This window comes from Pseudomonas hamedanensis, assembly GCF_014268595.2.
Classification (GTDB): Bacteria; Pseudomonadota; Gammaproteobacteria; order Pseudomonadales; family Pseudomonadaceae; genus Aquipseudomonas; species Aquipseudomonas hamedanensis.
Genome location: NZ_CP077091.1, coordinates 4,874,482 through 4,897,694, shown reverse-complemented (window position 1 = coordinate 4,897,694; position 23,213 = coordinate 4,874,482). Strand labels below are relative to the sequence as shown.

26 protein-coding genes are annotated in these 23,213 nt (G+C 59.9%); 22 read left to right on the top strand and 4 right to left on the bottom strand.

Features of this window, described 5'->3' with window-relative positions:
- Window positions 1-316: 316 nt before the first annotated feature.
- From HU739_RS21340 to HU739_RS21275, 14 genes are all read left to right on the top strand, one after another.
- Window positions 317-955, top strand: a complete 639-nt coding sequence (locus tag HU739_RS21340; protein ID WP_090285183.1) for a TetR/AcrR family transcriptional regulator — start codon at window positions 317-319, stop codon at window positions 953-955.
- A gap of 137 nt (window positions 956-1,092) precedes the next feature.
- Window positions 1,093-2,061, top strand: a complete 969-nt coding sequence (locus HU739_RS21335) for a GTP 3',8-cyclase MoaA (RefSeq protein WP_186546977.1) — start codon at window positions 1,093-1,095, stop codon at window positions 2,059-2,061.
- Window positions 2,062-2,303: 242 nt separating this feature from the next.
- Complete coding sequence (locus HU739_RS21330; RefSeq protein ID WP_186546978.1) at window positions 2,304-2,909, top strand: DUF4823 domain-containing protein; 606 nt, start codon at window positions 2,304-2,306, stop codon at window positions 2,907-2,909.
- Between the two features lie 15 nt (window positions 2,910-2,924).
- Entirely contained in the window at window positions 2,925-3,485 is a 561-nt protein-coding gene (locus HU739_RS21325; RefSeq protein ID WP_186546979.1) for a DUF1285 domain-containing protein, read from the top strand.
- Between the two features lie 193 nt (window positions 3,486-3,678).
- Window positions 3,679-4,395: a FadR/GntR family transcriptional regulator gene (locus HU739_RS21320; RefSeq protein WP_186546980.1), complete on the top strand. Its 717-nt coding sequence runs from the start codon at window positions 3,679-3,681 to the stop codon at window positions 4,393-4,395.
- Between the two features lie 134 nt (window positions 4,396-4,529).
- The gene (locus tag HU739_RS21315; RefSeq protein ID WP_186546981.1) at window positions 4,530-5,405 is read left to right on the top strand and encodes an SMP-30/gluconolactonase/LRE family protein; all 876 of its coding nucleotides are present in this window, start codon (window positions 4,530-4,532) and stop codon (window positions 5,403-5,405) included.
- 270 nt (window positions 5,406-5,675) lie between these two features.
- Window positions 5,676-6,494, top strand: a complete 819-nt coding sequence (locus tag HU739_RS21310) for an SDR family oxidoreductase (RefSeq protein ID WP_186546982.1) — start codon at window positions 5,676-5,678, stop codon at window positions 6,492-6,494.
- A 137-nt stretch (window positions 6,495-6,631) separates the two neighbouring features.
- Window positions 6,632-7,636, top strand: a complete 1,005-nt coding sequence (locus HU739_RS21305) for a substrate-binding domain-containing protein (RefSeq protein WP_186546983.1) — start codon at window positions 6,632-6,634, stop codon at window positions 7,634-7,636.
- 53 nt (window positions 7,637-7,689) lie between these two features.
- Window positions 7,690-9,237, top strand: a complete 1,548-nt coding sequence (gene araG / locus HU739_RS21300; protein WP_186546984.1) for an L-arabinose ABC transporter ATP-binding protein AraG — start codon at window positions 7,690-7,692, stop codon at window positions 9,235-9,237.
- Between the two features lie 12 nt (window positions 9,238-9,249).
- Window positions 9,250-10,218: an L-arabinose ABC transporter permease AraH gene (araH, locus tag HU739_RS21295; RefSeq protein ID WP_186546985.1), complete on the top strand. Its 969-nt coding sequence runs from the start codon at window positions 9,250-9,252 to the stop codon at window positions 10,216-10,218.
- A 187-nt stretch (window positions 10,219-10,405) separates the two neighbouring features.
- The gene (locus tag HU739_RS21290; RefSeq protein WP_186546986.1) at window positions 10,406-11,119 is read left to right on the top strand and encodes a GntR family transcriptional regulator; all 714 of its coding nucleotides are present in this window, start codon (window positions 10,406-10,408) and stop codon (window positions 11,117-11,119) included.
- Window positions 11,116-12,114, top strand: coding sequence for an ADP-ribosylglycohydrolase family protein (locus tag HU739_RS21285; RefSeq protein WP_186546987.1), 999 nt, complete (start codon window positions 11,116-11,118; stop codon window positions 12,112-12,114). Before HU739_RS21290 ends, HU739_RS21285 begins: the two co-directional genes overlap by 4 nt.
- Before the next feature lie 210 nt (window positions 12,115-12,324).
- Window positions 12,325-13,791: a purine-cytosine permease family protein gene (locus HU739_RS21280; RefSeq protein ID WP_186546988.1), complete on the top strand. Its 1,467-nt coding sequence runs from the start codon at window positions 12,325-12,327 to the stop codon at window positions 13,789-13,791.
- On the top strand, window positions 13,784-14,713 hold the full coding sequence (locus HU739_RS21275; RefSeq protein ID WP_186546989.1) for a PfkB family carbohydrate kinase: 930 nt from the start codon (window positions 13,784-13,786) through the stop codon (window positions 14,711-14,713). Before HU739_RS21280 ends, HU739_RS21275 begins: the two co-directional genes overlap by 8 nt.
- 106 nt (window positions 14,714-14,819) lie before the next feature.
- Here HU739_RS21275 and HU739_RS21270 read toward each other — a convergent pair whose 3' ends face one another.
- From HU739_RS21270 to HU739_RS21255, 4 genes are all read right to left on the bottom strand, one after another.
- Entirely contained in the window at window positions 14,820-15,200 is a 381-nt protein-coding gene (locus tag HU739_RS21270) for a Rho termination factor N-terminal domain-containing protein (RefSeq protein WP_186546990.1), read from the bottom strand.
- 54 nt (window positions 15,201-15,254) lie between these two features.
- On the bottom strand, window positions 15,255-15,509 hold the full coding sequence (locus HU739_RS21265) for a hypothetical protein (RefSeq protein ID WP_186546991.1): 255 nt from the start codon (window positions 15,507-15,509) through the stop codon (window positions 15,255-15,257).
- A gap of 44 nt (window positions 15,510-15,553) precedes the next feature.
- Entirely contained in the window at window positions 15,554-15,895 is a 342-nt protein-coding gene (locus tag HU739_RS21260) for a hypothetical protein (RefSeq protein WP_186546992.1), read from the bottom strand.
- Between the two features lie 109 nt (window positions 15,896-16,004).
- Window positions 16,005-16,658 carry an HD domain-containing protein gene (locus HU739_RS21255; RefSeq protein ID WP_186546993.1) on the bottom strand — a complete coding sequence of 218 codons (654 nt, stop codon included), beginning with the start codon at window positions 16,656-16,658 and terminating at the stop codon, window positions 16,005-16,007.
- Window positions 16,659-16,863: 205 nt separating this feature from the next.
- On the opposite strand from HU739_RS21255, the gene HU739_RS21250 reads away from it, so the two are divergent.
- The 8 genes from HU739_RS21250 to dgoD all read left to right on the top strand — a co-directional run bounded on the left by HU739_RS21250 (window position 16,864) and on the right by dgoD (window position 23,021).
- Window positions 16,864-17,343, top strand: coding sequence for a GNAT family N-acetyltransferase (locus tag HU739_RS21250; RefSeq protein ID WP_186546994.1), 480 nt, complete (start codon window positions 16,864-16,866; stop codon window positions 17,341-17,343).
- A gap of 158 nt (window positions 17,344-17,501) precedes the next feature.
- A complete protein-coding gene (locus HU739_RS21245; RefSeq protein WP_186546995.1) occupies window positions 17,502-18,164 on the top strand; it encodes a hypothetical protein in 663 nt (220 codons plus the stop codon).
- Window positions 18,161-18,655 carry a PAAR domain-containing protein gene (locus HU739_RS21240; protein ID WP_186546996.1) on the top strand — a complete coding sequence of 165 codons (495 nt, stop codon included), beginning with the start codon at window positions 18,161-18,163 and terminating at the stop codon, window positions 18,653-18,655. The genes HU739_RS21245 and HU739_RS21240 overlap by 4 nt, the downstream gene beginning before the upstream one ends.
- Before the next feature lie 6 nt (window positions 18,656-18,661).
- Window positions 18,662-19,396 (top strand): alpha/beta hydrolase, encoded by a 735-nt coding sequence (locus tag HU739_RS21235; RefSeq protein ID WP_186546997.1) that lies wholly within the window; start codon window positions 18,662-18,664, stop codon window positions 19,394-19,396.
- A 5-nt stretch (window positions 19,397-19,401) separates the two neighbouring features.
- Entirely contained in the window at window positions 19,402-19,899 is a 498-nt protein-coding gene (locus HU739_RS21230; RefSeq protein WP_186546998.1) for a hypothetical protein, read from the top strand.
- 297 nt (window positions 19,900-20,196) lie between these two features.
- On the top strand, window positions 20,197-21,186 hold the full coding sequence (locus HU739_RS21225; protein ID WP_186546999.1) for a 2-dehydro-3-deoxygalactonokinase: 990 nt from the start codon (window positions 20,197-20,199) through the stop codon (window positions 21,184-21,186).
- 19 nt (window positions 21,187-21,205) lie between these two features.
- On the top strand, window positions 21,206-21,826 hold the full coding sequence (locus HU739_RS21220) for a 2-dehydro-3-deoxy-6-phosphogalactonate aldolase (protein WP_186547000.1): 621 nt from the start codon (window positions 21,206-21,208) through the stop codon (window positions 21,824-21,826).
- 46 nt (window positions 21,827-21,872) lie between these two features.
- Complete coding sequence (gene dgoD, locus HU739_RS21215; RefSeq protein ID WP_008085519.1) at window positions 21,873-23,021, top strand: galactonate dehydratase; 1,149 nt, start codon at window positions 21,873-21,875, stop codon at window positions 23,019-23,021.
- Window positions 23,022-23,213: the final 192 nt, after the last annotated feature.

The following is a 23,213-nucleotide window of genomic DNA, read 5'->3' as shown; positions in this document are numbered from 1 at the left end:
TTCTGGGGGGTGAATCCGGGTTAAGACCATTAGGAGTAAAACAAAGGCACGCGGTCCGTTGGTACCTTTATCGGCGCGGCACTTGGGGGAGATGCCGCCCGACAGTTCAAGTATTGATCAGTCTGGCGTGCAGTCCAGTGAGCCGGTCGGGGTTTTTAAACAAATTTGGAATACGTTCGCTTCAGTTGAGTTCTCATTCCCTCCGAAACGTTCTCAAAATGAACAGCAAACACAGATATGGTCGGATGATCCGTGCATTTTTGCGCAAGTTAGGCATAATACGCGGCTTCGATTTTGACCCTTCAGACCTTTTCTTATGCACAAAGAACCTCGTAAGGTCCGTGAGTTTCGTCGCCGCGAGCAAGAAATTCTCGATACCGCGCTCAAGCTGTTCCTCGAACAAGGTGAAGACAGCGTCACCGTCGAGATGATTGCTGATGCCGTGGGTATCGGCAAAGGCACGATCTACAAACACTTCAAATCCAAGGCGGAGATCTATCTGCGCCTGATGCTCGACTACGAGCGCGATCTGAATGAGCTGTTGCATTCGGCCGACGTCGACAAGGACAAGGAGGCGCTGTCGCGCGCCTACTTCGAATTTCGCATGCGCGACCCGCAGCGCTATCGCCTGTTCGACCGTCTCGAAGAGAAGGTGGTCAAGGGCAATCAGGTGCCGGAGATGGTCGAGGAGCTGCACAAGATCCGCGCCTCGAACTTCGAACGCCTGACCCTGCTGATCAAGGGGCGTATCAGCGAAGGCAAGCTGGAAGACGTGCCGCCGTATTTCCATTACTGCGCGGCCTGGGCGCTGGTGCACGGCGCAGTTGCGCTGTATCACTCACCGTTCTGGAGCAATGTGCTGGAAGATCAGGAAGGCTTCTTCCAGTTCCTGATGGACATCGGCGTGCGCATGGGCAACAAGCGCAAGCGTGATCCGGAAACGCCGAGCAGTTGAGTCATTCAGTTGCTCGATTGCGCCGTTATTTCGCTATTGGGCGCAATACCGCAGGAATATACTCAGGCATAGGGCTTGCTAAAACTTGATTTGTGAGTCAAGTTTTAGCGGCTCGAAATTCTATTGCCGGAGTGCTCATGATCGTTGACCGTCAAGGCAGGCGTTTTCGCAATTTGCGGATCAGCCTGACCTCTGCCTGCAATTACGCCTGCACCTACTGCGTGCCCAACGGCAAGCGACTGGTCGCGGCGCAGGACGAATTGTCGGCCGACGCCATGGCGCGTGGCGTGGCGTACCTGATCGAAGCCGCCGGCATCGAACGCCTGCGCATCACCGGTGGCGAGCCACTGGTCAGCCCCAAGCTCGAATCCTTCATGAGCGCCATCGGCCAGATGGGCCTGGACGACATCAGCCTGACCACCAACGGTCAACTCCTCACGAAAAAGCTCCCGCTGCTGGTGGACGCCGGTCTGCGCCGGATCAACGTGTCCCTCGATACTCTCGACCCCGCCGCCTTCCGCAGCATCGCCCGCGGCGGCGACCTGGCGAGCGTGCTCGACGGCATGGAGCAGGCTGCGGCGGCAGGCATGAAAATCAAAGTCAACATGGTGCCGCTGAGTGGGCAGAACCTTGATCAGGTGCTGCCGTTGCTTGATTACTGCCTGGAGCGCGGGTTCGAATTGCGTTTCATCGAGCTGATGCGCATGGGCCACTTGGCCAAAGATGCCAACGCGTTCCTGCAACAGTTCGTCAGCCTGCAGCAATTGCTGACGCTGATCGGCGAGCGCTACGAGTATGCGCAAACTGACGCGCCAGTCGATGCCACGGCGGTGCGGTATGCGATTGCGGGACGCGGCAACTTCGGCGTGATCGCCAACGAAAGCGTGCCGTTCTGCAGAACCTGCTCGCGGTTGCGCCTGTCTTCGACCGGCTGGCTGCACGGTTGCCTGTCGTCGAGCAACCGCCACTATGTCGGCGACCTGCTCGACAAGCCGCGCCATGAGGCATTGCCGGCGTTGCAGCGTTTGCTGATGAAAGCGTTGGGAGACAAACAGGAGGTGGCGTTCTCTGGCGGCGCTACTGTCATGAAGATTATCGGCGGCTGATGTGGCGAGGGAGCTTGCTCCCGCTGGGTTGCGAAGCGACCCCCAAATCAATCCCCCAACAGACCTGTTCGCGCACCGCAGCGCGCGGTTTTACGTCAGCTGCGCCGCCGAGCGGGAGCAAGCGCCCTCGCCACAAATAAAGCATTTCAGATTCGATACCTGCACATTCCTGCGAGCTGGCGCAAAAGCTGCATTCAATGGCCATTCGCCGGTTTTCCGTCACCGGCCTTTGGAGGAATAGGATGCGTAGCCTGGTTTTGCTGCTGGCCGTTTTGGCGCTTGGCGGCTGTATGACTGTCAGCGATATGGCCGAAGGCACTCGCGACCAGATGAGCGATGCAGGGTTGCTGGACCACAGCGACAGCCGGCGCGTGAACAATTTCCGCATTCAGCCGGACTCGTTCATCTACATCGCCCAGGGTGCTTTTGCCCCGCCGGGTGGTTCTTATCCTCGGCCGAACGTGGTCGCTGAAGAAGCCTTCAAGGGCTTTATCGAATACTTCCCGATGGTCCGCCGCGCCCGTGCGCCGGAAGGCCTCGACCAGGCCATGGGCGAAGCCCGCGATGCCGGCGCGCATTACCTGCTGTACACGCGTTTCGCCAGGGCTGACGACCGCATCGGCAACTCCGACGAGTGGCTGGATGAGGAGGCCGTGGATCGTCTCGGCATCGACGGCGGGGTGATTCAGATCATGTTGATCGAGACCAGCACCCAGTATTTGATTGATACTGCACGGATCAAAAGTCGTGGCGGTTTACTGACGTTCCACGACAACAAACCCGAGGACCTGATCGGCCCGCCGCTGACGCAATATGCGCGCAGTCTGCTGGGGATCGGCAACCAGTAAACACAGGAGTACGCCATGAGTGGCCCGCAAAAAGCCAATGACCTGTTGGGACAGATCCCGAAAACCAAAGGCTTGCCGCCGGTGCATTTGTGGAACCCGGATTTCTGTGGCGACATTGACATGCGCATTGCGCGCGACGGCACCTGGTATTACCTGGGCACGCCGATCGGACGCAAGCCGATGGTCAAGTTGTTCTCCACGATCATCCGTCGCGACGGTGATGATTACTTTCTGATCACGCCAGTCGAGAAAGTCGGGATCAAGGTCGATGACGCGCCCTTCGTGGCGATTGCCGTGGAGGTGGAGGGCGAGGGCGAGGCGCAGGTTTTGCGTTTTACCACCAACGTCGACGAAACCACCGAAGCGGGGCCTGAGCATCCGATCCGGGTCGAGATCGATCCGCAGACCCAGGAACCCGCGCCTTATGTGCATGTGCGCACCAACCTCGAAGCACTGATTCACCGTAATGTGTTTTACCAGTTGGTGGAACTGTCGGTGAGCCGTGAGATCGAGGGCCAGCGCTGGCTTGGCGTGTGGAGCGGCGGCGAGTTCTTTCGCATCGGTCTGGAACCCTGACATAAATTCCCTTGTAGGAGTGAGCCTGCTCGCGATAGCGGTATGACAGTCGACATTTGCTTTGACTGGTACACCGCTATCGCGAGCAGGCTCACTCCTACATTTGTTTTGTGTTTCAGCTGAAAATCCTGATTGACTGTTATTCATATGATGATTAGCGTAGGCACCCATCGCGATCTGCCTTGAGGTGTCCATGTCCAGCAGCTTTCATGCGTCGACGGTCGACTGGCTTGGCAGCTGGATTGCCGCCGGCCAGGTCAAACCGGGTCAGACCATCAAAGTCGAGGCAGATCTGGGCGAGCAACTGGGCGTCAGCCGCACGGTCATTCGCGAAGCGATCAAAACCCTCGTCGCCAAAGGCCTGCTCGAAGTCGGGCCGAAAGTTGGCACGCGGGTGCTGCCGGTGCGGCGCTGGAACCTGTTTGATCCGCAAGTCGTCGGCTGGCTGTCACGCAACGGCTTGCCGGAAAATTTCGTCGATGACTTGCTGGATTTACGCCGCACCATCGAACCGATGGCAGTGCGCTGGGCTTGCGAACGTGCCACGCCGGAGCAGATCGAAGCGGTGCAATTGGCCTATAACGCCCTTGAACGGGCCGTCGACAGTGGCAGCGATTACAACCGCGCCGACCAGGTCTTTCACGAATGCATTCTGGCCGCCAGCCATAATCAATTCATCGAGCAAATGGTGCCGGCCCTGGGCGCGCTGCTGGCGGTGTCATTCGAAGTGTCCGCCGCCGACCCCGATGAACTGCGCCGCACCTTGCCGATCCACAAAGACATGGCCGACGCCATCGCCGCCCGGGATTCGACCCGCGGCGTGTGGGCGTGCATGACGTTGATCGACAACGCCGATCTGGCGATCAAACGGTTTTACCCGAAAGTCATGGCCGACAAAAAAGCCAGCTGACACACACAGCCCTTGTAGGAGTGAGCCTGCTCGCGATGGCGGCGTGTCACGCGACACCGTTGGTACTGAACCACCGCTTTCGCGAGCAGGCTCACTCCTACAAAGAAAACAACAAGAAACATGAAGGATCAGACATGACCTGCACCGCCCTGACCCAACACCGCGCGCAACTCGGCGAAGGCCCGTTCTGGGATGCGCCAGCCCAAGCGCTGTACTGGGTCGATATCGCCGGCAAACAAGCGCTGCGCCTGATCGGGCAGAACGTGCAGATCTGGCAGATGCCCGAGCACATCTCGGCATTCATCCCCTGCGCCAGCGGCGATGCACTGGTCACCCTGAGCAGCGGTGTCTATCGCCTCGACCTTGACTCCCCAGGCCTTGAACCACGCCTGAGCCTGTTCTGTGTCGCTGATCCGCAACCGGGCAACCGTCCCAATGAGGCCCGTTGCGATGCCTTGGGCCGACTGTGGCTGGGCACCATGCAAAACAATATCGGCGAGCAGGGCGAGGATCTGCCGATTGTGCGCCGTTCTGGTGGGCTGTTCCGCATCGATCCGGACCAGCGTGTTACGCCGCTGTTGCTCGGGCTGGGCATTCCCAATACGTTGCTCTGGAGCGATGACGGCACCACGCTGCTGTTTGGTGAAAGTCTCGACAGCACGCTCCATCGCTATTTCATTCACCCCGACGGTCATCTTGACGTCCCCCAGGTCTGGTACGGCCCGGACGCGCAGGGCGGCCCCGACGGTTCGGCGATGGACGCCGAAGGCTACGTATGGAATGCCCGCTGGGACGGCAGTTGCCTGTTGCGCCTGACGCCGGAAGGGCAGGTGGACCGTAAAATCGATCTGCCCGTCAGTCGCCCGACCAGTTGTGTATTCGGTGGCGAAGACCTGAAAACCCTGTATATCACCAGCGCCAAGAGTCCGCTCGACCACCCCCTGGATGGCGCCGTGCTGACAATGCGCGTCGATGTTGCAGGAAAGCTCTGTACGCGTTTTGTTGGATGAATCCCAAAATATGGGATGCAAAATTATATATTGAGATTATTTGCGGGTCAGGTTTATAGTCGGCTCCAGCAGTAACACGCACTCACACTTAAAAAGAACAAAACAGGTGAAGTGATGCAGCGAATCTTGATCGCACTCCCCTGCGGAGTCCGCGTCTCGCAACGGCTCAATGCCGTGAGCGACGCCTGTCTGTTTGATTCCCCACGCCGTCAAAACCGGACATCGATTGATGCCCGGTTTTTTTGCGCCTGCGCGCAGGAGGCCTGAGCCATGGCTGAAGCGCTGACATTGCCAGCCGTGTCGCCACCGCCGAAAGGCGAGCGCCTGAAAAACAAAGTGGTATTGCTGACCGGCGCCGTGCAAGGCATCGGCGAGGCGATCGTCGCGGCGTTCGCTTCGCAGCAGGCAAAGCTGCTGATCAGCGATATTCAGGCTGACAAGGTGGAGCAGGTTGCCGCCCATTGGCGCGAGCAGGGCCACGACGTGCAGGCGCTCAAGGCTGACGTGTCGAGCCAGCAGGATCTGCACGCCCTGGCCAGACGCGCGGTGGAGTTGCATGGCCGCATCGATGTGCTGGTCAACTGCGCCGGGGTCAATGTCTTCCGCGATCCGCTGCAAATGACCGAAGAAGACTGGCGCCGTTGCTTCGCAATCGACCTGGATGGCGCCTGGTATGGCTGTAAAGCCGTGCTGCCGCAAATGATCGAGCAGGGCGTCGGCAGCATCATCAATATCGCCTCGACCCATTCCAGCCACATCATTCCCGGTTGCTTTCCGTACCCGGTGGCCAAGCACGGTCTGCTCGGCCTGACCCGCGCCCTTGGCATCGAATACGCGCCGAAGGGTATTCGCGTCAATGCGATTGCGCCTGGCTACGTCGAAACGCAATTGAACGTCGATTACTGGAACGGTTTCGCCGACCCGCAGGCCGAGCGTCAGCGTGCTTTCGACCTGCATCCGCCCAAGCGCATCGGTCAGCCGATTGAAGTGGCGATGACCGCGGTATTCCTGGCCAGCGACGAAGCACCGTTTATCAACGCCTCGTGCATCACCATCGATGGTGGACGTTCGGTGATGTACCACGACTGAATAAAGCGGATTCCGAGCGCTGGACTACGCTTGAAATCCAATCATCATACGATATGACTATTTTCTAACAGCTTCACTGGAAACACAGTTCAACGCTTTTCAAACCTTGCTCAAAAAAAATAACAAGGAGTCATCTGATGAAACGTCGTTTCGGGATTCGTACCCTGTGCAGCACTGCCCTGGCGGTCACTGCGTTCAGCCTGAGCAGTGCGCTGCTCGCCGCCGATGCGGTGAAGATCGGTTTTCTGGTCAAGCAGGCCGAAGAACCTTGGTTCCAGACCGAGTGGGCTTTTGCCGAGAAAGCCGCCAAGGACAAGGGCTTTGAGCTGATCAAGATCGCCGTGCCGGATGGCGAGAAAACCCTCTCGGCCATCGACAGCCTGGCGGCGAATGGCGCCAAGGGCTTCGTGATCTGCCCGCCGGATGTGTCCCTCGGCCCGGCCATCATGGCCAAAGCAAAGCTCAACGACCTGAAAGTAATTGCCGTGGACGACCGTTTCGTCGATGCCAACGGCAAGTTCATGGAAGACGTGCCGTACCTGGGCATGGCTGCATTCGAAGTCGGCCAGAAGCAGGGCGCCGCCATGGCCGCGGAAGCGAAAAAGCGTAACTGGGACTGGAAAGACACCTACGCGGTCGTTAACACCTACAACGAACTCGACACCGGCAAGAAGCGCACCGACGGTTCGGTCGATGCCCTGAAGAAGGCCGGGATGCCTGCGGACCACATCCTCTTCGCCGCGCTGAAAACCCTCGACGTGCCGGGCAGCATGGACGCCACCAACTCGGCGTTAGTGAAACTGCCGAGTGCGGCGAAAAACCTGATCATCGGCGGCATGAACGACAACACCGTGCTTGGCGGCGTCCGCGCTACTGAAGCCGCCGGTTTCGCCGCTGCCAACGTCATCGGTATCGGCATCAACGGTACCGACGCCATCGGCGAATTGAAAAAGCCTAACAGCGGCTTCTTCGGTTCGATGCTGCCAAGCCCGCACATCGAAGGCTACAAGACTGCCGAGATGATGTACGAGTGGGTCACCACCGGCAAAGAGCCGCCGAAGTACACCGCCATGGATGACGTCACTCTGATCACCCGCGAGAACTTCAAGCAAGAGCTGGAAAAAATCGGCTTGTGGAACTGAGGCAACGACGGCCCGGGCAGTCGGGCCGTTTTTCGGTGTGAAGAGGTGGCTTTATGCACGCGCAAGTACAGACACAACAACAGCACAGCGCCAGTGGCAGCCTGCGTTTTAACGGGATCGGCAAAAGCTTTCCCGGCGTAAAAGCGCTCGACGGCATCAGCTTCGTCGCTCATCCCGGCCAGGTTCATGCCTTGATGGGCGAGAACGGCGCGGGCAAATCGACCCTGCTGAAGATTTTGGGTGGCGCCTATATTCCCAGCAGCGGCGAACTGCAGATCGGCGAGCAGACGATGGCGTTCAAGTCCACCGCCGACAGCATTGGCAGTGGCGTCGCGGTGATTCACCAGGAGCTGCATCTGGTTCCGGAAATGACCGTGGCCGAGAATCTGTTTCTTGGCCATCTGCCGGCCAGTTTCGGCCTGATCAATCGCGGCGTATTGCGTCAGCAAGCCTTGAGTTGCCTCAAAGGCCTGGCCGATGAAATCGACCCGCAGACCAAAGTCGGACGCTTGTCGCTCGGCCAGCGGCAGTTGGTGGAAATCGCCAAGGCGTTGTCCCGTGGCGCCCATGTCATCGCTTTCGACGAGCCGACCAGCAGCCTTTCGGCCCGCGAGATCGACCGCTTGATGGCGATCATCGGCCGCCTGCGCGACGAGGGCAAAGTCGTGCTCTACGTTTCCCATCGCATGGAAGAAGTGTTCCGCATCTGCGACGCCGTCACGGTGTTCAAGGACGGCCGCTACGTGCGCACCTTCGACGACATGAGCCAGTTGACCCACGATCAACTGGTGACGTGCATGGTCGGGCGTGACATTCAGGACATCTACGATTATCGCCACCGCCCACGCGGCGCCGTGGCGCTGAAAGTTGATGGGCTGCTCGGCCCGGGCCTGCGCGAACCGATCAGTTTCGAGGCGCACAAGGGCGAAATCCTTGGCCTGTTCGGACTGGTCGGAGCAGGGCGTACCGAGCTGTTTCGTTTGCTCAGCGGCCTGGAGCGCCACACTGCCGGACGCCTTGAATTGCGCGGCCACGAATTGACGTTGCGCTCACCGCGCGATGCGATTGCCGCGGGGATTCTGCTGTGCCCGGAAGACCGCAAGAAGGAAGGCATCATCCCGCTGGCCAGCGTTGCCGAGAACATCAACATCAGCGCCCGCGGTGCGCATTCGAGCCTGGGCTGTCTGATCCGTGGCTTGTGGGAAAAGGACAATGCCGACAAGCAGATCAAGGCCCTGAAAGTGAAAACCCCGCACGCCGGGCAGCAGATCAAATTCCTTTCCGGCGGCAACCAGCAGAAGGCCATTCTTGGCCGCTGGCTGTCGATGCCGATGAAGGTGCTGCTGCTCGACGAACCGACCCGTGGCATCGACATCGGCGCCAAGGCGGAGATCTACCAGATCATCCACAACCTCGCCGCCGACGGTATTTCGGTGATTGTGGTGTCCAGCGACCTGATGGAAGTGATGGGCATTTCCGACCGCATTCTGGTGCTGTGCGAAGGCGCCCTGCGCGGCGAAGTCAGCCGTGACCAGGCCAATGAATCCAACCTGCTGCAACTGGCTTTGCCGCGCCACCGCGCTGACGGCGTGGCGAACTGAGAGGTGACTATGATGACAACCCAAAACGAAACCCTGCCGACCGCGCGCAAACCCCTGGACCTGCGCCGCTTCCTCGATGACTGGGTCATGCTGCTTGCGGCCGTCGGCATCTTTGTCGCCTGTACGCTGCTGATCGATAACTTCCTCTCGCCATTGAACATGCGCGGTCTGGGCCTGGCGATTTCCACCACCGGCATCGCCGCGTGCACCATGCTCTATTGTCTGGCGTCCGGGCACTTCGACCTGTCGGTCGGCTCGGTGATTGCCTGTGCCGGCGTGGTCGCGGCGGTGGTCATGCGCGACACCAACAGCGTGTTCCTGGGTGTCAGCGCGGCGTTGGTAATGGGCCTGATCGTCGGGCTGATCAACGGCATCGTGATCGCCAAGTTGCGAGTCAACGCGTTGATCACCACGTTGGCGACGATGCAGATTGTTCGTGGCCTTGCCTACATTTTTGCCAACGGCAAAGCGGTGGGCGTGTCGCAGGAATCGTTCTTCGTGTTCGGTAACGGCCAGTTATTCGGTGTGCCGGTGCCGATCCTGATCACCATCGTCTGCTTCCTGTTCTTCGGCTGGCTGCTGAATTACACCACCTACGGGCGCAACACCATGGCCATTGGTGGCAACCAGGAAGCGGCGCTGCTGGCAGGCGTGAACGTTGACCGGACCAAGATCATCATCTTCGCCGTGCACGGCGTGATTGGTGCGCTGGCTGGCGTGATCCTGGCGTCGCGGATGACTTCCGGGCAGCCGATGATTGGCCAGGGTTTCGAACTCACGGTGATATCTGCCTGCGTACTGGGCGGGGTGTCGCTGAGCGGCGGCATCGGCATGATCCGCCATGTGATTGCCGGGGTGTTGATTCTGGCGATCATCGAGAACGCGATGAACCTGAAGAACATTGATACGTTTTATCAGTATGTGATTCGGGGTTCGATCTTGCTTTTGGCCGTCGTCATTGACCGCTTGAAACAACGCTGACACAACCTAACCCCTGTAGGAGTGAGCCTGCTCGCGATAGCATTCTTTCAGCCACATTGATGCTGGATGTGCTGACGTAATCGCGAGCAGGCTCACTCCTACAGGGATCGCGCTACTCTCCTCCTTCTGTCACCTTCCCTCAAATATCCCTTGCCCGCCGCCTGCCGTTTCGGTTATCACTTTGTACATGATTAGACAGGTACGATTTGACAAGAAAAAAAGGGTGGTCGACGAGCTTGTTCGACGCATCGAAAGCGGCCTGATGGAGGATGGCTTTCTGTTGCCCGGCGAACACCAGTTGGCTCAGGAATTCCAGGTCAGCCGTGGCACGCTGCGCGAAGCGCTGGCCGAACTGAAGCGGCGCAATTACATCGCCACGCAAAGCGGGGTTGGCTCGATCGTCACCTACGACGGTGTTGCCCTCGACCAGCGCAGCGGCTGGGCGCAGGCGCTGGCCGACAGCGGGGCGCTGATCAACACTGAGGTGTTGCGCCTCGAAGCCGTGACCCGTACGGATCTGCTGGTGCGGTTCGGCACCGATCAATTCATCACCCTCGACCGTCGCCGGCGCGCCACCGACGGTACGCTGGTGTCTCTGGAACGTGCATTGATGCCGGCCAACGGCGGCCTGGAAAGCCTGCCGCGCGTCGGTCTGATCGACAATTCCCTGACCATCACCCTGGCCGCCTACGGCTACATCGGCGAGCGCGGCGATCAGTGGATCGGCGCCGAGCCGCTGAACGCCGAAGACGCCGAACTGCTTGGCCGTCCGGTCGGCACGGTGTTTCTCAAAGCCCTGCGCACCACGTACGACCGGCAGAACCGTTTCATGGAACAGGTCGAAAGCTTGCTCGACCCGGTGCATTTTCGTCTGCACCTGCAATTTGGAGAATCGCGATGACCACGCTCAACCGTGCGCTTGGCGCTTTCTATGGTCTGGCCCTGGGTGACGCGCTCGGCATGCCGACTCAATCGCTGGACCGCGAAACCATCAAAAGCCGTTTTGGCCAGATCACCGATCTGCAGGACGCCGGACCGCTGCAACCGATCGCCGCGAACATGCCCAAAGGCTCGATCACCGACGACACCGAACAGGCAATCCTGGTTGGCGAGTTGCTGGTCGAAGGCCAGGGCCGCATCGAGCCGGCCATCCTCGCCCAGCGCTTGATCGAATGGGAAGCCGAGATGCAGGCCAAAGGCTCGCAGGATTTGCTCGGCCCCTCGACCAAACGCGCCATTGAAATGATCCTCGCCGGCCATTCGCCCGAAGAAGCCGGGCGCTATGGCACCACCAACGGCGCGGCGATGCGGATTACCCCGGTCGGCATTGCGGCGAATGTCGCTGATCCCGAACGCTTTATCGCCGCCGTGGTGCAGGCCTGTCAGGTGACCCACAACACCACACTGGGGATTTCCAGTGCGGCGGCGGTGGCGGCGGTGGTGTCCGCTGGTATCAATGGCGTCGACCTGGGCGAGGCGTTGAACCTCGGTCAGCACATTGCCCAGCAAGCCGAAGCCCACGGACACTGGGTGGCGGGTGGGCGCATCGCCTCCCGGATCAGTTGGGCGCGCAGCATCAGCGTCGACAGCGATAAGGCATTGCTCGCCGACCTGCTTTACGACGTGATCGGCACGTCGGTGGCGTCGCAGGAGTCGGTGGTGGTTTCATTCGCGCTGGCTCAACAAGTGGCCATTGGTGAGATGAGCGCATTCGAAGCACTGTGCATGGCCGCCAGTCTGGGGGGCGACACGGATACCATCGCGGCGATTCTCGGGGCGATGCTCGGTGCCTGTCTGGGGCTTGAGTGTTGGCCTGTGCCGATGATTGAAACGGTGAAAGCGGTTAATCATCTGGAGCTTGAGCCGTTGGTGCAGGGGCTGCTGGCCTTGCGTTGACAGGGCTGCCGCCTTCGCGAGCAAGCTCGCTCCCACATTGGATTTGTGGCGTTCACATACCCTGTGGGAGCGAGCTTGCTCGCGAAGGCCGCACCGCATAGTCGAATACTTAACCCGCAATGGATCGCACAGACAGGCCTCGGAAGGCCAATGGTCATGTCGTTTTGCATCATTGCCACAACCACAAAAAAGGCAAACAGGAGCACGTTCATGAGTTCAACAACCGCCGGGCAAAGCGTCGGGCAACTGGAAACCCGCGGCATCGAGCCCGTGCCGGAAGCCGAGTGCAACGGCCATCCGCTGCAGCTGTTCTGGGTCTGGTTCGCCGCCAATATTTCAATTCTCGGCTTGCCGCTGGGCGCGACGCTGGTGGCGTTTCGCGGTCTGGCGATCTGGCAGGCGATCATCGTCGCCATTCTCGGCGCGGCCGGTTCGTTTGCCGTGGTCGGGATCATCTCCATCGCCGGCCGTCGTGGCCGCGCACCAAGCCTGACGCTGTCCCGCGCGATCTTCGGGGTACGCGGCAACATCGGCCCGACACTGGTCTCGCTGATGTCGCGGCTGGGCTGGGAAACCGTCAACACCACCACGGCGGCGTTCGTGCTGCTGTCGCTGTGTTCCATGCTGTTCGGCTCGCCGGTGGAGGCCAAAAGCGCGCCGTTGCTGACACTGCTCTCCATCGCGATTTTCGTGCTGCTGACCTTGGCGGTGTCCGGCCTTGGCCACGCGACCTTGCTGGTAATCCAGAAATGGGCGACCTACGTGTTCGGCGCGCTGAACATTCTGGTCGGCGGTTTTCTCTGCGCAACCATCGACTGGAGCGCAGTGTTCAACGCCACGCCGGCGCCGCTGAGCGCGATGATCATCGGCATCGGCACCATGGCCGCCGGCACCGGGATCGGCTGGGCCAATGCCGGCGCGGACATGTCGCGCTATCAGCACCGCAGCGTCAAAGCCGTGCGGCTGGTGGCGTCGGCAGCGTTCGGCGCAGGCATTCCGCTGGTGCTGCTGATCACCCTCGGCGGCTTGCTCTCGGTGGGCAACAACGACCTGGCGTCAGCGACTGACCCGATCGTGGCCATCCGCGACATGTTGCCGACGTGGATGGCCGTGCCGTATCTGATCACCGCGTTCGGCGGCCTGCTGCTGTCGAACAACCTGTCGGTGTACTCGGCCGGTCTGACCACGCTGACCCTTGGCCTCAAGGTCAAGCGCGTCTACGCAGTGGTGGTCGACATTGTCGCGATCTTCGCCGGTTCGATCTACTTCATGCTGATCGCTGACAGCTTTTACGGCCCGTTCATCACCTTCATTTCCCTGTTGGCCGTGCCGATCACCGCATGGGTCGGGATCTTCGTGGTCGATCTGATTCACCGTCATTACTACAGTCCGCAAGACCTGCTCGACGTCAGTCCTCGCAGCGCCTACTGGTACAGCGGTGGCATCGAGTGGCGTGCATTCGGCGCCTGGGCCATTGCCATCGTGCTGGGGTTCAGCTTCACCACCATCGGCACCACCGCCGAGAACGTCTGGTTCAAGGGCTTTCTGTCCGACTCGTGGCTGGGCCATAACGGCCTCGGCTGGATCGTGACCTTCGTTGTGGCCGGTGGCATTTACTTCCTCCTCGGCGGGGCGAAGGATCGCCGCGCCGCGCCAACCGAGAATGCCCATGCCTAAGCTGTTGCACACCGGCCAGGTCATCATCGACCTGGTCATGGCCGTGGAAAAACTGCCGCAAATCGGCGGTGATGTACTGGCGCAGTCGGCCGGATTCGAAGCGGGTGGCGGGTTCAATGTGATGGCGGCGGCGGCGCGCAATGGCTTGCCGGTGGTTTATCTGGGGCGCCACGGCAGCGGGCGTTTCGGCGACCTGGCGCGCCAGGCGATGAACGCCGAAGGCATTCGCATCGGCATCCGTAAACCGGCGCTGCGCGATACCGGCCTGTGTGTGGCGCTGACCGATGCGTCGGCCGAGCGCAGTTTCATTTCGTACATCGGCGCAGAAGGCGAGGTCACCGAGGAGGATCTGAACAGCGTCGCTGCCGAGGCCGGCGACTACGTTTATCTCAGCGGTTACAGCTTGCTCCACGCCGGCAAGGCCCAGGCCTTGCTCGACTGGACGCTGGCATTGCCGGCAACGGTTCACGTGGTATTCGATCCCGGGCCGTTGGTGCAATCGCCGGATTCGCCGCTGATGCAGGCGCTGCTGCCGCGCATCGATGTGTGGACCAGCAACAGCGTCGAGGCGCTGCGTTTTACCGGTGCCGAGGACATCGCTGTGGCGCTGGATCGTCTCGCCGGGCATCTGCCGGCCAACGTGCTGATGGTGGTGCGCGACGGGCCGCAAGGCTGCTGGATTCATCAGGCCGGCGAGCGTCGCCACGTGCCGGGTTTTGCCGTGCACGCGGTGGACAGTAACGGGGCTGGCGATGCTCATGCCGGGGTGTTTATAGCGGGATTGGCACGAGGGCTGGATGCACCGGAAGCGGCGCGGCGGGCGAATGCCGCGGCGGCGCTGGCCGTGACGCGCTGGGGGCCGGCGACTGCGCCGGGGGCGGCTGAGGTGGATGGGTTTATCCGCGAGTCCTGCGGTGGCTGATCATTAGCTATCGCGAGCAGGCTCACTCCTACAGGGGGAACGCTTTCCAACTGTAGGAGTGAGCCTGCTCGCGATAGGGCCATCAAATACGCTGAAGTACCCGGACCTAGCCAGCCTTGCGCAACGCCTCGATCAGCTCCTGCTTACGCATCGAAGACCGTCCCGGAATGTTCTTCGCCCGGGCTTCCTTCATCAAACTGTCAACGGTCTGCGCGTCCTTCGAAGTCTCGCTGTTGCGCGAGTGCCCCTTGCGACTGGCCACCGCGCGCCGCGATGACTCCTTGCGATCTTCAGACTTGGCGCTCGCCGGCTTCTTGCGTCCCGAGCCGCCGGATTTCTCGCCGCCGCCCGATTGCTTGTTGACGGTCGCCCAGGCCCGCGCTTCGGCTTCATCTGTGGACACGCCTTTTTTCTCGTAGCTGTCTTCGATGTGCTCGGCCTTGCGCTTTTGCTCGGCGGTGTATTTGTCTTTGCTGCCACGAGGCATGGGATTTCTCCTTGCATCGGTAGGTGAAGTTCACTGCCGGCACTGTCACATGGCTCAGCTGTCGAGTTTGCGCGCCGCTTCAACACCGGCGGCGCTGAGCTTGATCGGCAGGTTCAACGACTGTTCGCCGGCCTCGCCGCAGGTCACATGGCCGTGGTGAATCAGCCCGCGCTCCTGTAGCGCCGCGAGGGTATCGGCGACGACTTTCTCGCCGCGATAATTGTCCAGGACTTCTTTGCCCAAGCCATCGGGATGCGCATGCAGCAGGCGGGTGAGGACTTCTTTTTCGAGGTCTTTGTCGACGTTCATGGTTACCTCTTCAGGGGAGTGAACAGGACGCTCGCGTCGGCGAACTATTGACCGGCACCTTCGGAACCCGAGCCACCGGTGGTGGTTTTCGAACCGGTGCCCGGCCCGGCGTTATCGGGCGTAGCCGGCGCGTCAGGCGTGTTCATGCCGCCCTGGCGTCCAGGGTCGCTGCCTTGGGTGCGCGGGTCAGTGCCGGTGGCCGGCGGCTGATTGATCAGCGGCACGCCAGAGCCATCGGTGTTTATGCCGGGGGCGCTGTTGATGGCCGGGGCTCGCGGTGGCGTCGGATCGGTAGGGCCAGTGCCCGCTGCCGTGGACGAGGCGGCGAACACCGCGGGGCAGAGCAGGGCGCTGAAGACGAAAGCAGTCAACCTTGACGGGATCATAGGGCTTCTCCAGTAATTGGAATCCTTACCCTTTTTTGGTCAGCCCTGATGGCGGATTGGTGCCTGAGGACCGACGAACGGTCTTCCTGCGCGTCGCAGTCAAGTGGGTTCAGACGATGCCGATCTCTTCCTTGAATTGCTCCATGAAACCCTTCAGGCGGTGATGGCGAATCTGTGCCAGACGCTGGCCGGCCGCGGTCTGAAAGCCGTCGGCGAGGTGCAGCAGTTTGGTCTGGAAATGATCGAGGCAAAAACGCGTGTCGTCGTAATCACGTTCACGCGCTAGCGGATCCTGCGGGTCATACAACGCCGCGCCCATGCGCCCGGCAACGTAGAAGGTACGCGCAACGCCAAGCATGCCCAGCGAATCGAGACGGTCGGCGTCCTGGACGATTTTTGCCTCAAGCGTCAACGGGGTGATGTTGGCGGAGAAACTGTGGGCTTCGATGGCGTGGGCGACGCTGGCGATTTTCTCGCCGGGCCAGTTCATTTCCTTCAGCACGGATGACGCTTTGTCCGCTGCCAGACGTGAAGCCTGCGAGCGTAGCGGAGAGTTTTTTTCGACGGCGACGCAGTCATGCAGCAGCACGGCGGCGAGCAAGATGTCGAGATCGCCGCCTTCTGTTTCGTGCAGGGTGCGGGCGTTGTGCCAGACGCGTTGCAAATGGGCGAGGTCATGGGCTCCGTCGTCGCAGGGCTCCAGAGCGTGGGGCAGCAACTCGGCGGCGAGGTCGATCAAAGGCGCAAATGCTGTAGCAGGCATAGACATCGTGTTCATGGGCTCAGTTAAATTTTGTGGCGAGGGAGCTTGCTCCCGCCGGGTTGCGCAGCAGCCCCCCGATGCGGTGAACCAGGCAGGCAGCAAGCCTGAATTATGACTGCTTCGCAGCCAAGCGGGAGCAAGCTCCCTCGCCACAAAAGCGCTGCGGACTTAGTATGGCGCTTTAATTTCCCCACAAGGCCCGTCCATGACGATCGAAATCCGCCCGGCGACCCCCAGCGATGCACCGCAGATCCTCGCCTTCATCACCGAACTGGCCGATTTTGAAAAGGCCCGCCACGAAGTCATCGCCAGCGTCGCCGACATCGAGCGCAGCCTGTTCGGCGAAGGTGCTACCGCCCATGGTCTGATCTGTCTTCGCGACGGCTTGCCGATCGGTTTCGCGGTGTTCTTCTTCAGTTATTCGACCTGGCTGGGCAGCAACTGCCTATACCTCGAAGACCTTTACATTACTCCTGAGCAACGCGGCGGCGGCGCCGGCAAAACCTTGCTGCGCCACTTGGCAAAAATCGCCTGCGACAACGACTGCGGCCGCTTCGAATGGAGCGTGCTGGAGTGGAACACCCCAGCGATCGAGTTCTACAAATCCCTCGGCGCGCAACCGCAGGAAGAATGGGTGAGGTATCGCATGGATGGCAAGGTGTTGAGGGAGTTTGCCGAGGGTTGAACGAATGATGGCAATCCAATGCTGATTCGGTTGTCGCCACCGCTCTAGTCCGGCATCCTGTGCGCCATTTTTGCGCGCTCACGGACGACACCTGCAATGCCTCTGGCAAAATTTCTCCGCGCCTGCGGAGCGCTCGCTGCGTCAATGAGTGACCAGCAATGAGCGGTCTACAGGCCTCAATGCGCCTGTATGGCCTGGTGAAAAATACCGGGTCTACTGACGACCCAAAACGACAGGCTGTCGAAATTCTCTGCATGGCCCAGCGCACTGGCGGCCTGGCTATTCGGGCTTTCGTGTCGCGGCTTGACGCCGAGTTGATGACGCGCAGTGCCGGACTTGGCGATTACCGCGTGGTAGCGCTGAGAACCTTCGATCCAACAGCGGTTATAGACGCCCATCGAGGCTGGCTGATGCTGCACATCTGTTGCGGCTTCGTCGCTCTCGCCGGCCATTCTCTGTTGGAGAACGGTGCGTTGATCCCGATGGGCTGGCATGTCTATTCCGAAATTGGCCGGTGGACGTCGGGGCATCATCTGGACCTCGGCGTGCACATGGGCGACTTGCTGCAATCGACTTATGAGCGCAATCACCTGCGTAACTACAACGCCTGGCTCAACGAACTGGATGATGCAACGCCTGCCGATTTGAAGTGGCAAGCCGACGAAGCCTGGCGTGCCGTGCAAACCGCAACATCACCTGAAAGCCTTGAGCATTGTCACGCTCTGTTCGACCCGGTCGACAATCGCTGGCGCTTTGCCGCGACCGACATCGACATCTATCAGCCATCCCCGGCACCCCTTAAGCAAGGAGCTTTGAATTGAGTGGTAAACCCGCAGCACGCGTCACCGACCCGACCGCTTGCCCACTGCCAGGACACGGCACCAACCCGATCGTCTCCGGCTCGCCGGACGTGTTTTTCGATGGCCTCGCTGCTGCACGCATGACCGATAAATCAGCGTGTGGCAGCCCGATTACCGGAGCGGTCTCCGGCACCGTCTTCATTAACGGCCTCAACGCCGCGATGCTCGACAGCACTGGCGGGCATGGCAATGTCGTGATCGGTGGCTCGGGCACGGTGATCATCGGCCAGAGCGGCGGAGGGGCAGCGTTTAGTGGGCTGTTGCCGATGCCGGTGCATTTCACTGACAGGTTGCAAGTGACGAATGAAGCGACCGGAGAGCCAGTGCCTTATCACGCCTACACCATTGAACGGGGTGACGGAAGCGAGGAACACGGTGTTACCGATGCGAACGGATTCACGCATATGGTCAGCTCGCACGTGGCGGAAACCATCAAATTATTCGTGGAGTGATTGGTCATGTCCGAAGTCAGCGCACCTACTGAAACACCTCACGCGAAGAGGGAAGTAAAGGCACACACACTTACTTGCAAGACCGATCAGACCAATAAGCAGGTTGCTATATCTCTGCGGAACTTTGTTGTGTTTTTTATTGGTGGTGCTGGAGATCAGGAAAGTTATTATTTCAGCGGTCCAAATAATAACGTCGACGCCGTGCGGGAAATTTTCATTAGAGATGCCAAAGCGTTGAATTTTCCTGTGGGTAAATTCGAGTCGTGGCCTCTCGGTTATAATGATTTCATTACTGATAAAGACCTGTCTGAAAAGGTACTGGCGAAGATCCCGGACTGCTCAACCGCTGTGTATATTGTGGGTCATAGTCTGGGAGGTTGGAATGGCGCTCACCTTTCAGCCACTCTCACGGAGAAAGGCTATACAGTCAGAATGTTATTGACCATCGATCCGGTTGGCGAAGGTGTGATGGTGTGGGGCATTTCCAATATCTACAGGTTGCCACCCAAGCCCAAGGCTCAGTACTGGGTCAATATTCGCGCCGCACCGAAGATAACAAACGTATCAGATACAGTTGCAAGTTTTGGTGAGCAATGGGAAATCTCTACCGGGCCGAATGTAATGGGGCGGGTAAACGTGAATCATGCGGATGCCAATATTATGTATTTGCGACCGTTGGATAACGGAAAAACTGCTCGTCAGATTTTCAATGAGTCGGTTTTGAGCTTTTTCAAGGAGTGAGCATCGTGTCCCGATTTTTTTTGATGCTTTTATTGCTCATATGCTCTGCATGTTCAATGAATCATGGCAAGCCGGCTGCGAAATTGTCTTATTCCGGAGTCGAAGAGTTGGAAGATACCGGAATCTATCAGGTTCGCTTTCGCGCCGATGTGGAGATTCTCGAGTTGTTCAAATCACATATCAGCCAAGGGTTGGTATGCGCTGTGGATGATGATCTGGACTTTTCTGTCGCGCACCAGATAAAACGCTCCGGTTTTGGCCTTGTTGAGCGCGATGAGAGGGGGAAGGAAAACGAGTACAAGGCCGACGTCATTTTCAGAGAGTCGACCGGGAAAAAGGGCGCGGAAATCTTTCCTGAGGGGGCAGTACTCAGTCGTTGGTTTACGAAAAGACCTTTTATTTCCTGCGTATTCCGCGCTCATACGACTCCTTACAAAACGTATTTTTCCGAAATCATGCGTGTGCCATCCGCTGATCTGGCGCGAGCAATCAACAGGGAATAACCCTTCGTTCAAGTGGGCTTCTTGTCTGGCGGCAGGAAGCCGATTTGTCGATCACTCTTCTGCCGCCTGCCAATTGCCGCTGAGCGATTCATTCAGCGTTGTCGTACGGAAATCCTGAAGATCCCGGCTTTTTCTTTGTCGAATTCAGCGGATCAGGATTTTTATGCCCGTAGACAAGAAAAGCTGGCTACTCGTCTATGTCCCACTATGTGGGATTGATATTTATATATTGAGATTTTCCTTCCCTCGGGTTTATAGTCCATCGCACTCACTGCCAAAAACAAAACAGGTGAAGCGATGCAGGCGCAATTGATCGCGCTCGATTGGGGGACGACCTCATTACGTGCTTACAAACTCGCGGCGGACGGTGTGGTGCTGGAGCAGCGTGCGCTGTCGTCCGGGATCATGCAGTTGCCCAAGACCCCAAGAGCCATCCACGGGCGCGAATGCGCCGACGGCTTTGAACTGGCCTTTGACGAGGCCTGCGGTGACTGGCTCGACGCGCAGCCGAATCTGCCGGTGATTGCTTGCGGCATGGTCGGCAGTGCGCAGGGCTGGCGCGAAGCGGCCTACTGCGAGACGCCGGCCGACGTCGCCCATCTCGGAAACTCCCTGCAAACCGTTGTCAGTCTTCGCGGTACGTCCGTGCACATCGTGCCGGGTGTGATTCAGCGTTCGCGCCTGCCGAACGTGATGCGCGGCGAAGAGACCCAAGTGCTAGGGGTCCTGCAAAGCCTGCCGGCCGAGTCTGGTAACGACTTGCTGATCGGCCTGCCGGGCAGCCATTCGAAGTGGGTGGAAGTGGTCGATGGCCGCATCACTCATTTCGACACATTCATGACCGGCGAAGTCTTCGCCGTCCTCAGCGAGCACAGCATTCTCGGGCGTACCCAGCAGCCGAGCGCGACCTTCGATGCGCAGGCGTTTGACCGCGGCGTACAAATTGCCCTGTCGACAGACGCTGAGCTGGGCGTGTTGTCGACCTTGTTCAGCGCCCGCACCCTCGGCCTGACCGGTGAACTGAGTCCGACCGCTCAGCCGGACTATCTGTCCGGCCTGATGATCGGCCATGAGCTGGCCGCGCTCGCCAACGTCCAGCGGCGTCGGCGCAACAACCCGAATCTTCCTGCGATCGTGCTGATTGGCAATGCGCAATTGTGTACCCGCTACCGCCGTGCCCTCGACGCCTGCGGTTTCGCCACGGTGACCCTGGCCGAGCAAGCTACCGAGCGTGGTTTGTGGCAACTGGCGCTGGCCGCCGGACTGATCGAATCCTCATCCCGTTAACCCTGACTGGAGGCCTGACATGCTCAAGCAAGCATTGGCGCAAAACGGTCTGATCGCGATCCTGCGTGGCCTGCAACCGCAGGAAGCTGCCGCGGTCGGAGAAGTCCTGTATGCCGCCGGATTTCGCGTCATCGAAGTACCGCTCAATTCCCCATCGCCGTACGAAAGTATCCGCATCCTGCGCCAGACACTGCCCGCCGATTGCCTGATCGGTGCGGGCACCGTTCTGACACCCGAGCAGGTCGCACAAGTAAAAGAGGCCGGCGGCCAGGTAATCGTCATGCCGCACAGCGATGCCAAGGTGTTGCGCGCGGCGAAAGCGGCGGGGCTGTACCTGTCGCCGGGTGTGGCCACGCCGACTGAAGCGTTCGCGGCGCTGGCGGAGGGCGCGGACATTCTCAAGCTGTTCCCGGCCGAGCAGATGGGCCCGGCGGTCGTCAAAGCCTGGCTCGCGGTGTTGCCAGCGGGCACGGTACTGGCACCGGTCGGCGGCATCACGCCGGACAACATGCAGGTGTTTATCGATGCCGGGGTAAAAGGTTTCGGCCTCGGCTCCGGCCTGTTCAAGCCAGGCATGACGCCCGAGCAGGTTGCGGTCAACGCCAAGGCGTACGTGGCCGCGTGGAAAGCGCTTCGCTAAGACTTTTTGGCGCCGCGTGCGCTGCATCAATAAGAGAGACAAAAAGATGAAAATCACCAAACTCACGACCTTCATCGTTCCGCCGCGCTGGTGCTTCCTCAAGGTCGAAACCGACGAAGGCGTGACCGGTTGGGGCGAACCCGTGGTGGAAGGGCGTGCGCACACCGTCGCCGCTGCCGTGGAAGAATTGTCCGACTACCTGATCGGCAAAGACCCACGCAATATCGAAGACATCTGGACCGTGCTCTATCGCGGCGGCTTCTACCGCGGCGGCGCGATTCACATGAGCGCGCTGGCCGGTATCGATCAGGCGTTGTGGGACATCAAGGGCAAAGCCCTCGGGGTTTCGGTCAGTGACCTGCTCGGTGGTCAGGTGCGCGACAAGATTCGTGTCTACTCGTGGATCGGCGGCGACCGTCCGGCCGACACCGCGCGTGCGGCGAAAGAGGCGGTGAGCCGGGGTTTCACCGCGGTGAAAATGAACGGCACCGAAGAACTGCAGTTCCTCGACACCTTTGAGAAAGTCGACCTCGCCTTGGCCAACGTCGCCGCCGTGCGTGATGCCGTCGGGCCGAACGTCGGCATCGGCGTCGATTTCCATGGTCGTGTGCACAAGCCGATGGCCAAGGTGCTGATGAAGGAACTCGACCCTTACAAACTGATGTTTATCGAAGAGCCGGTGCTCAGCGAAAACTACGAAGCGTTAAAAGAACTCGCCCCCCTGACCAGTACGCCGATTGCCCTGGGCGAGCGGCTGTTCTCGCGCTGGGACTTTAAACGGGTGTTGAGCGAGGGCTACGTCGACATCATCCAGCCGGACGCGTCCCACGCCGGCGGTATCACCGAGACCCGCAAGATTGCCAACATGGCCGAAGCCTACGACGTAGCGCTGGCGCTGCATTGCCCGCTGGGTCCGATTGCGCTGGCAGCCTGTTTGCAATTGGACGCGGTTTGTTACAACGCGTTTATCCAGGAGCAGAGCCTGGGCATCCATTACAACGAGAGCAACGATTTGCTCGACTACGTGAAGGACCCGCGCGTGTTCGATTACGACAAGGGCTTCGTGAAGATCCCGAACGGTCCGGGCCTGGGCATCGAGATCAACGAGGAATATGTGATCGAGCGCGCGGCCGTCGGCCACCGCTGGCGCAACCCGATCTGGCGCCACGCCGATGGCAGCTTTGCCGAGTGGTGAGTCATCACTGATCCACCGCCCTGATCGTTCCCACGCTCTGCGTGGGAATGCCTCAACGGACGCTCCGCGTTCGGCTCTCGAGGGACGCGGAGCGTCCCGGGCTGCACTCCCACGCGGAGCGTGGGACCGATCAGATCTTCAGGGAGAGGGAGATCTGCGTCATGACCTCAACAAACATAAAAAGAGGCATCT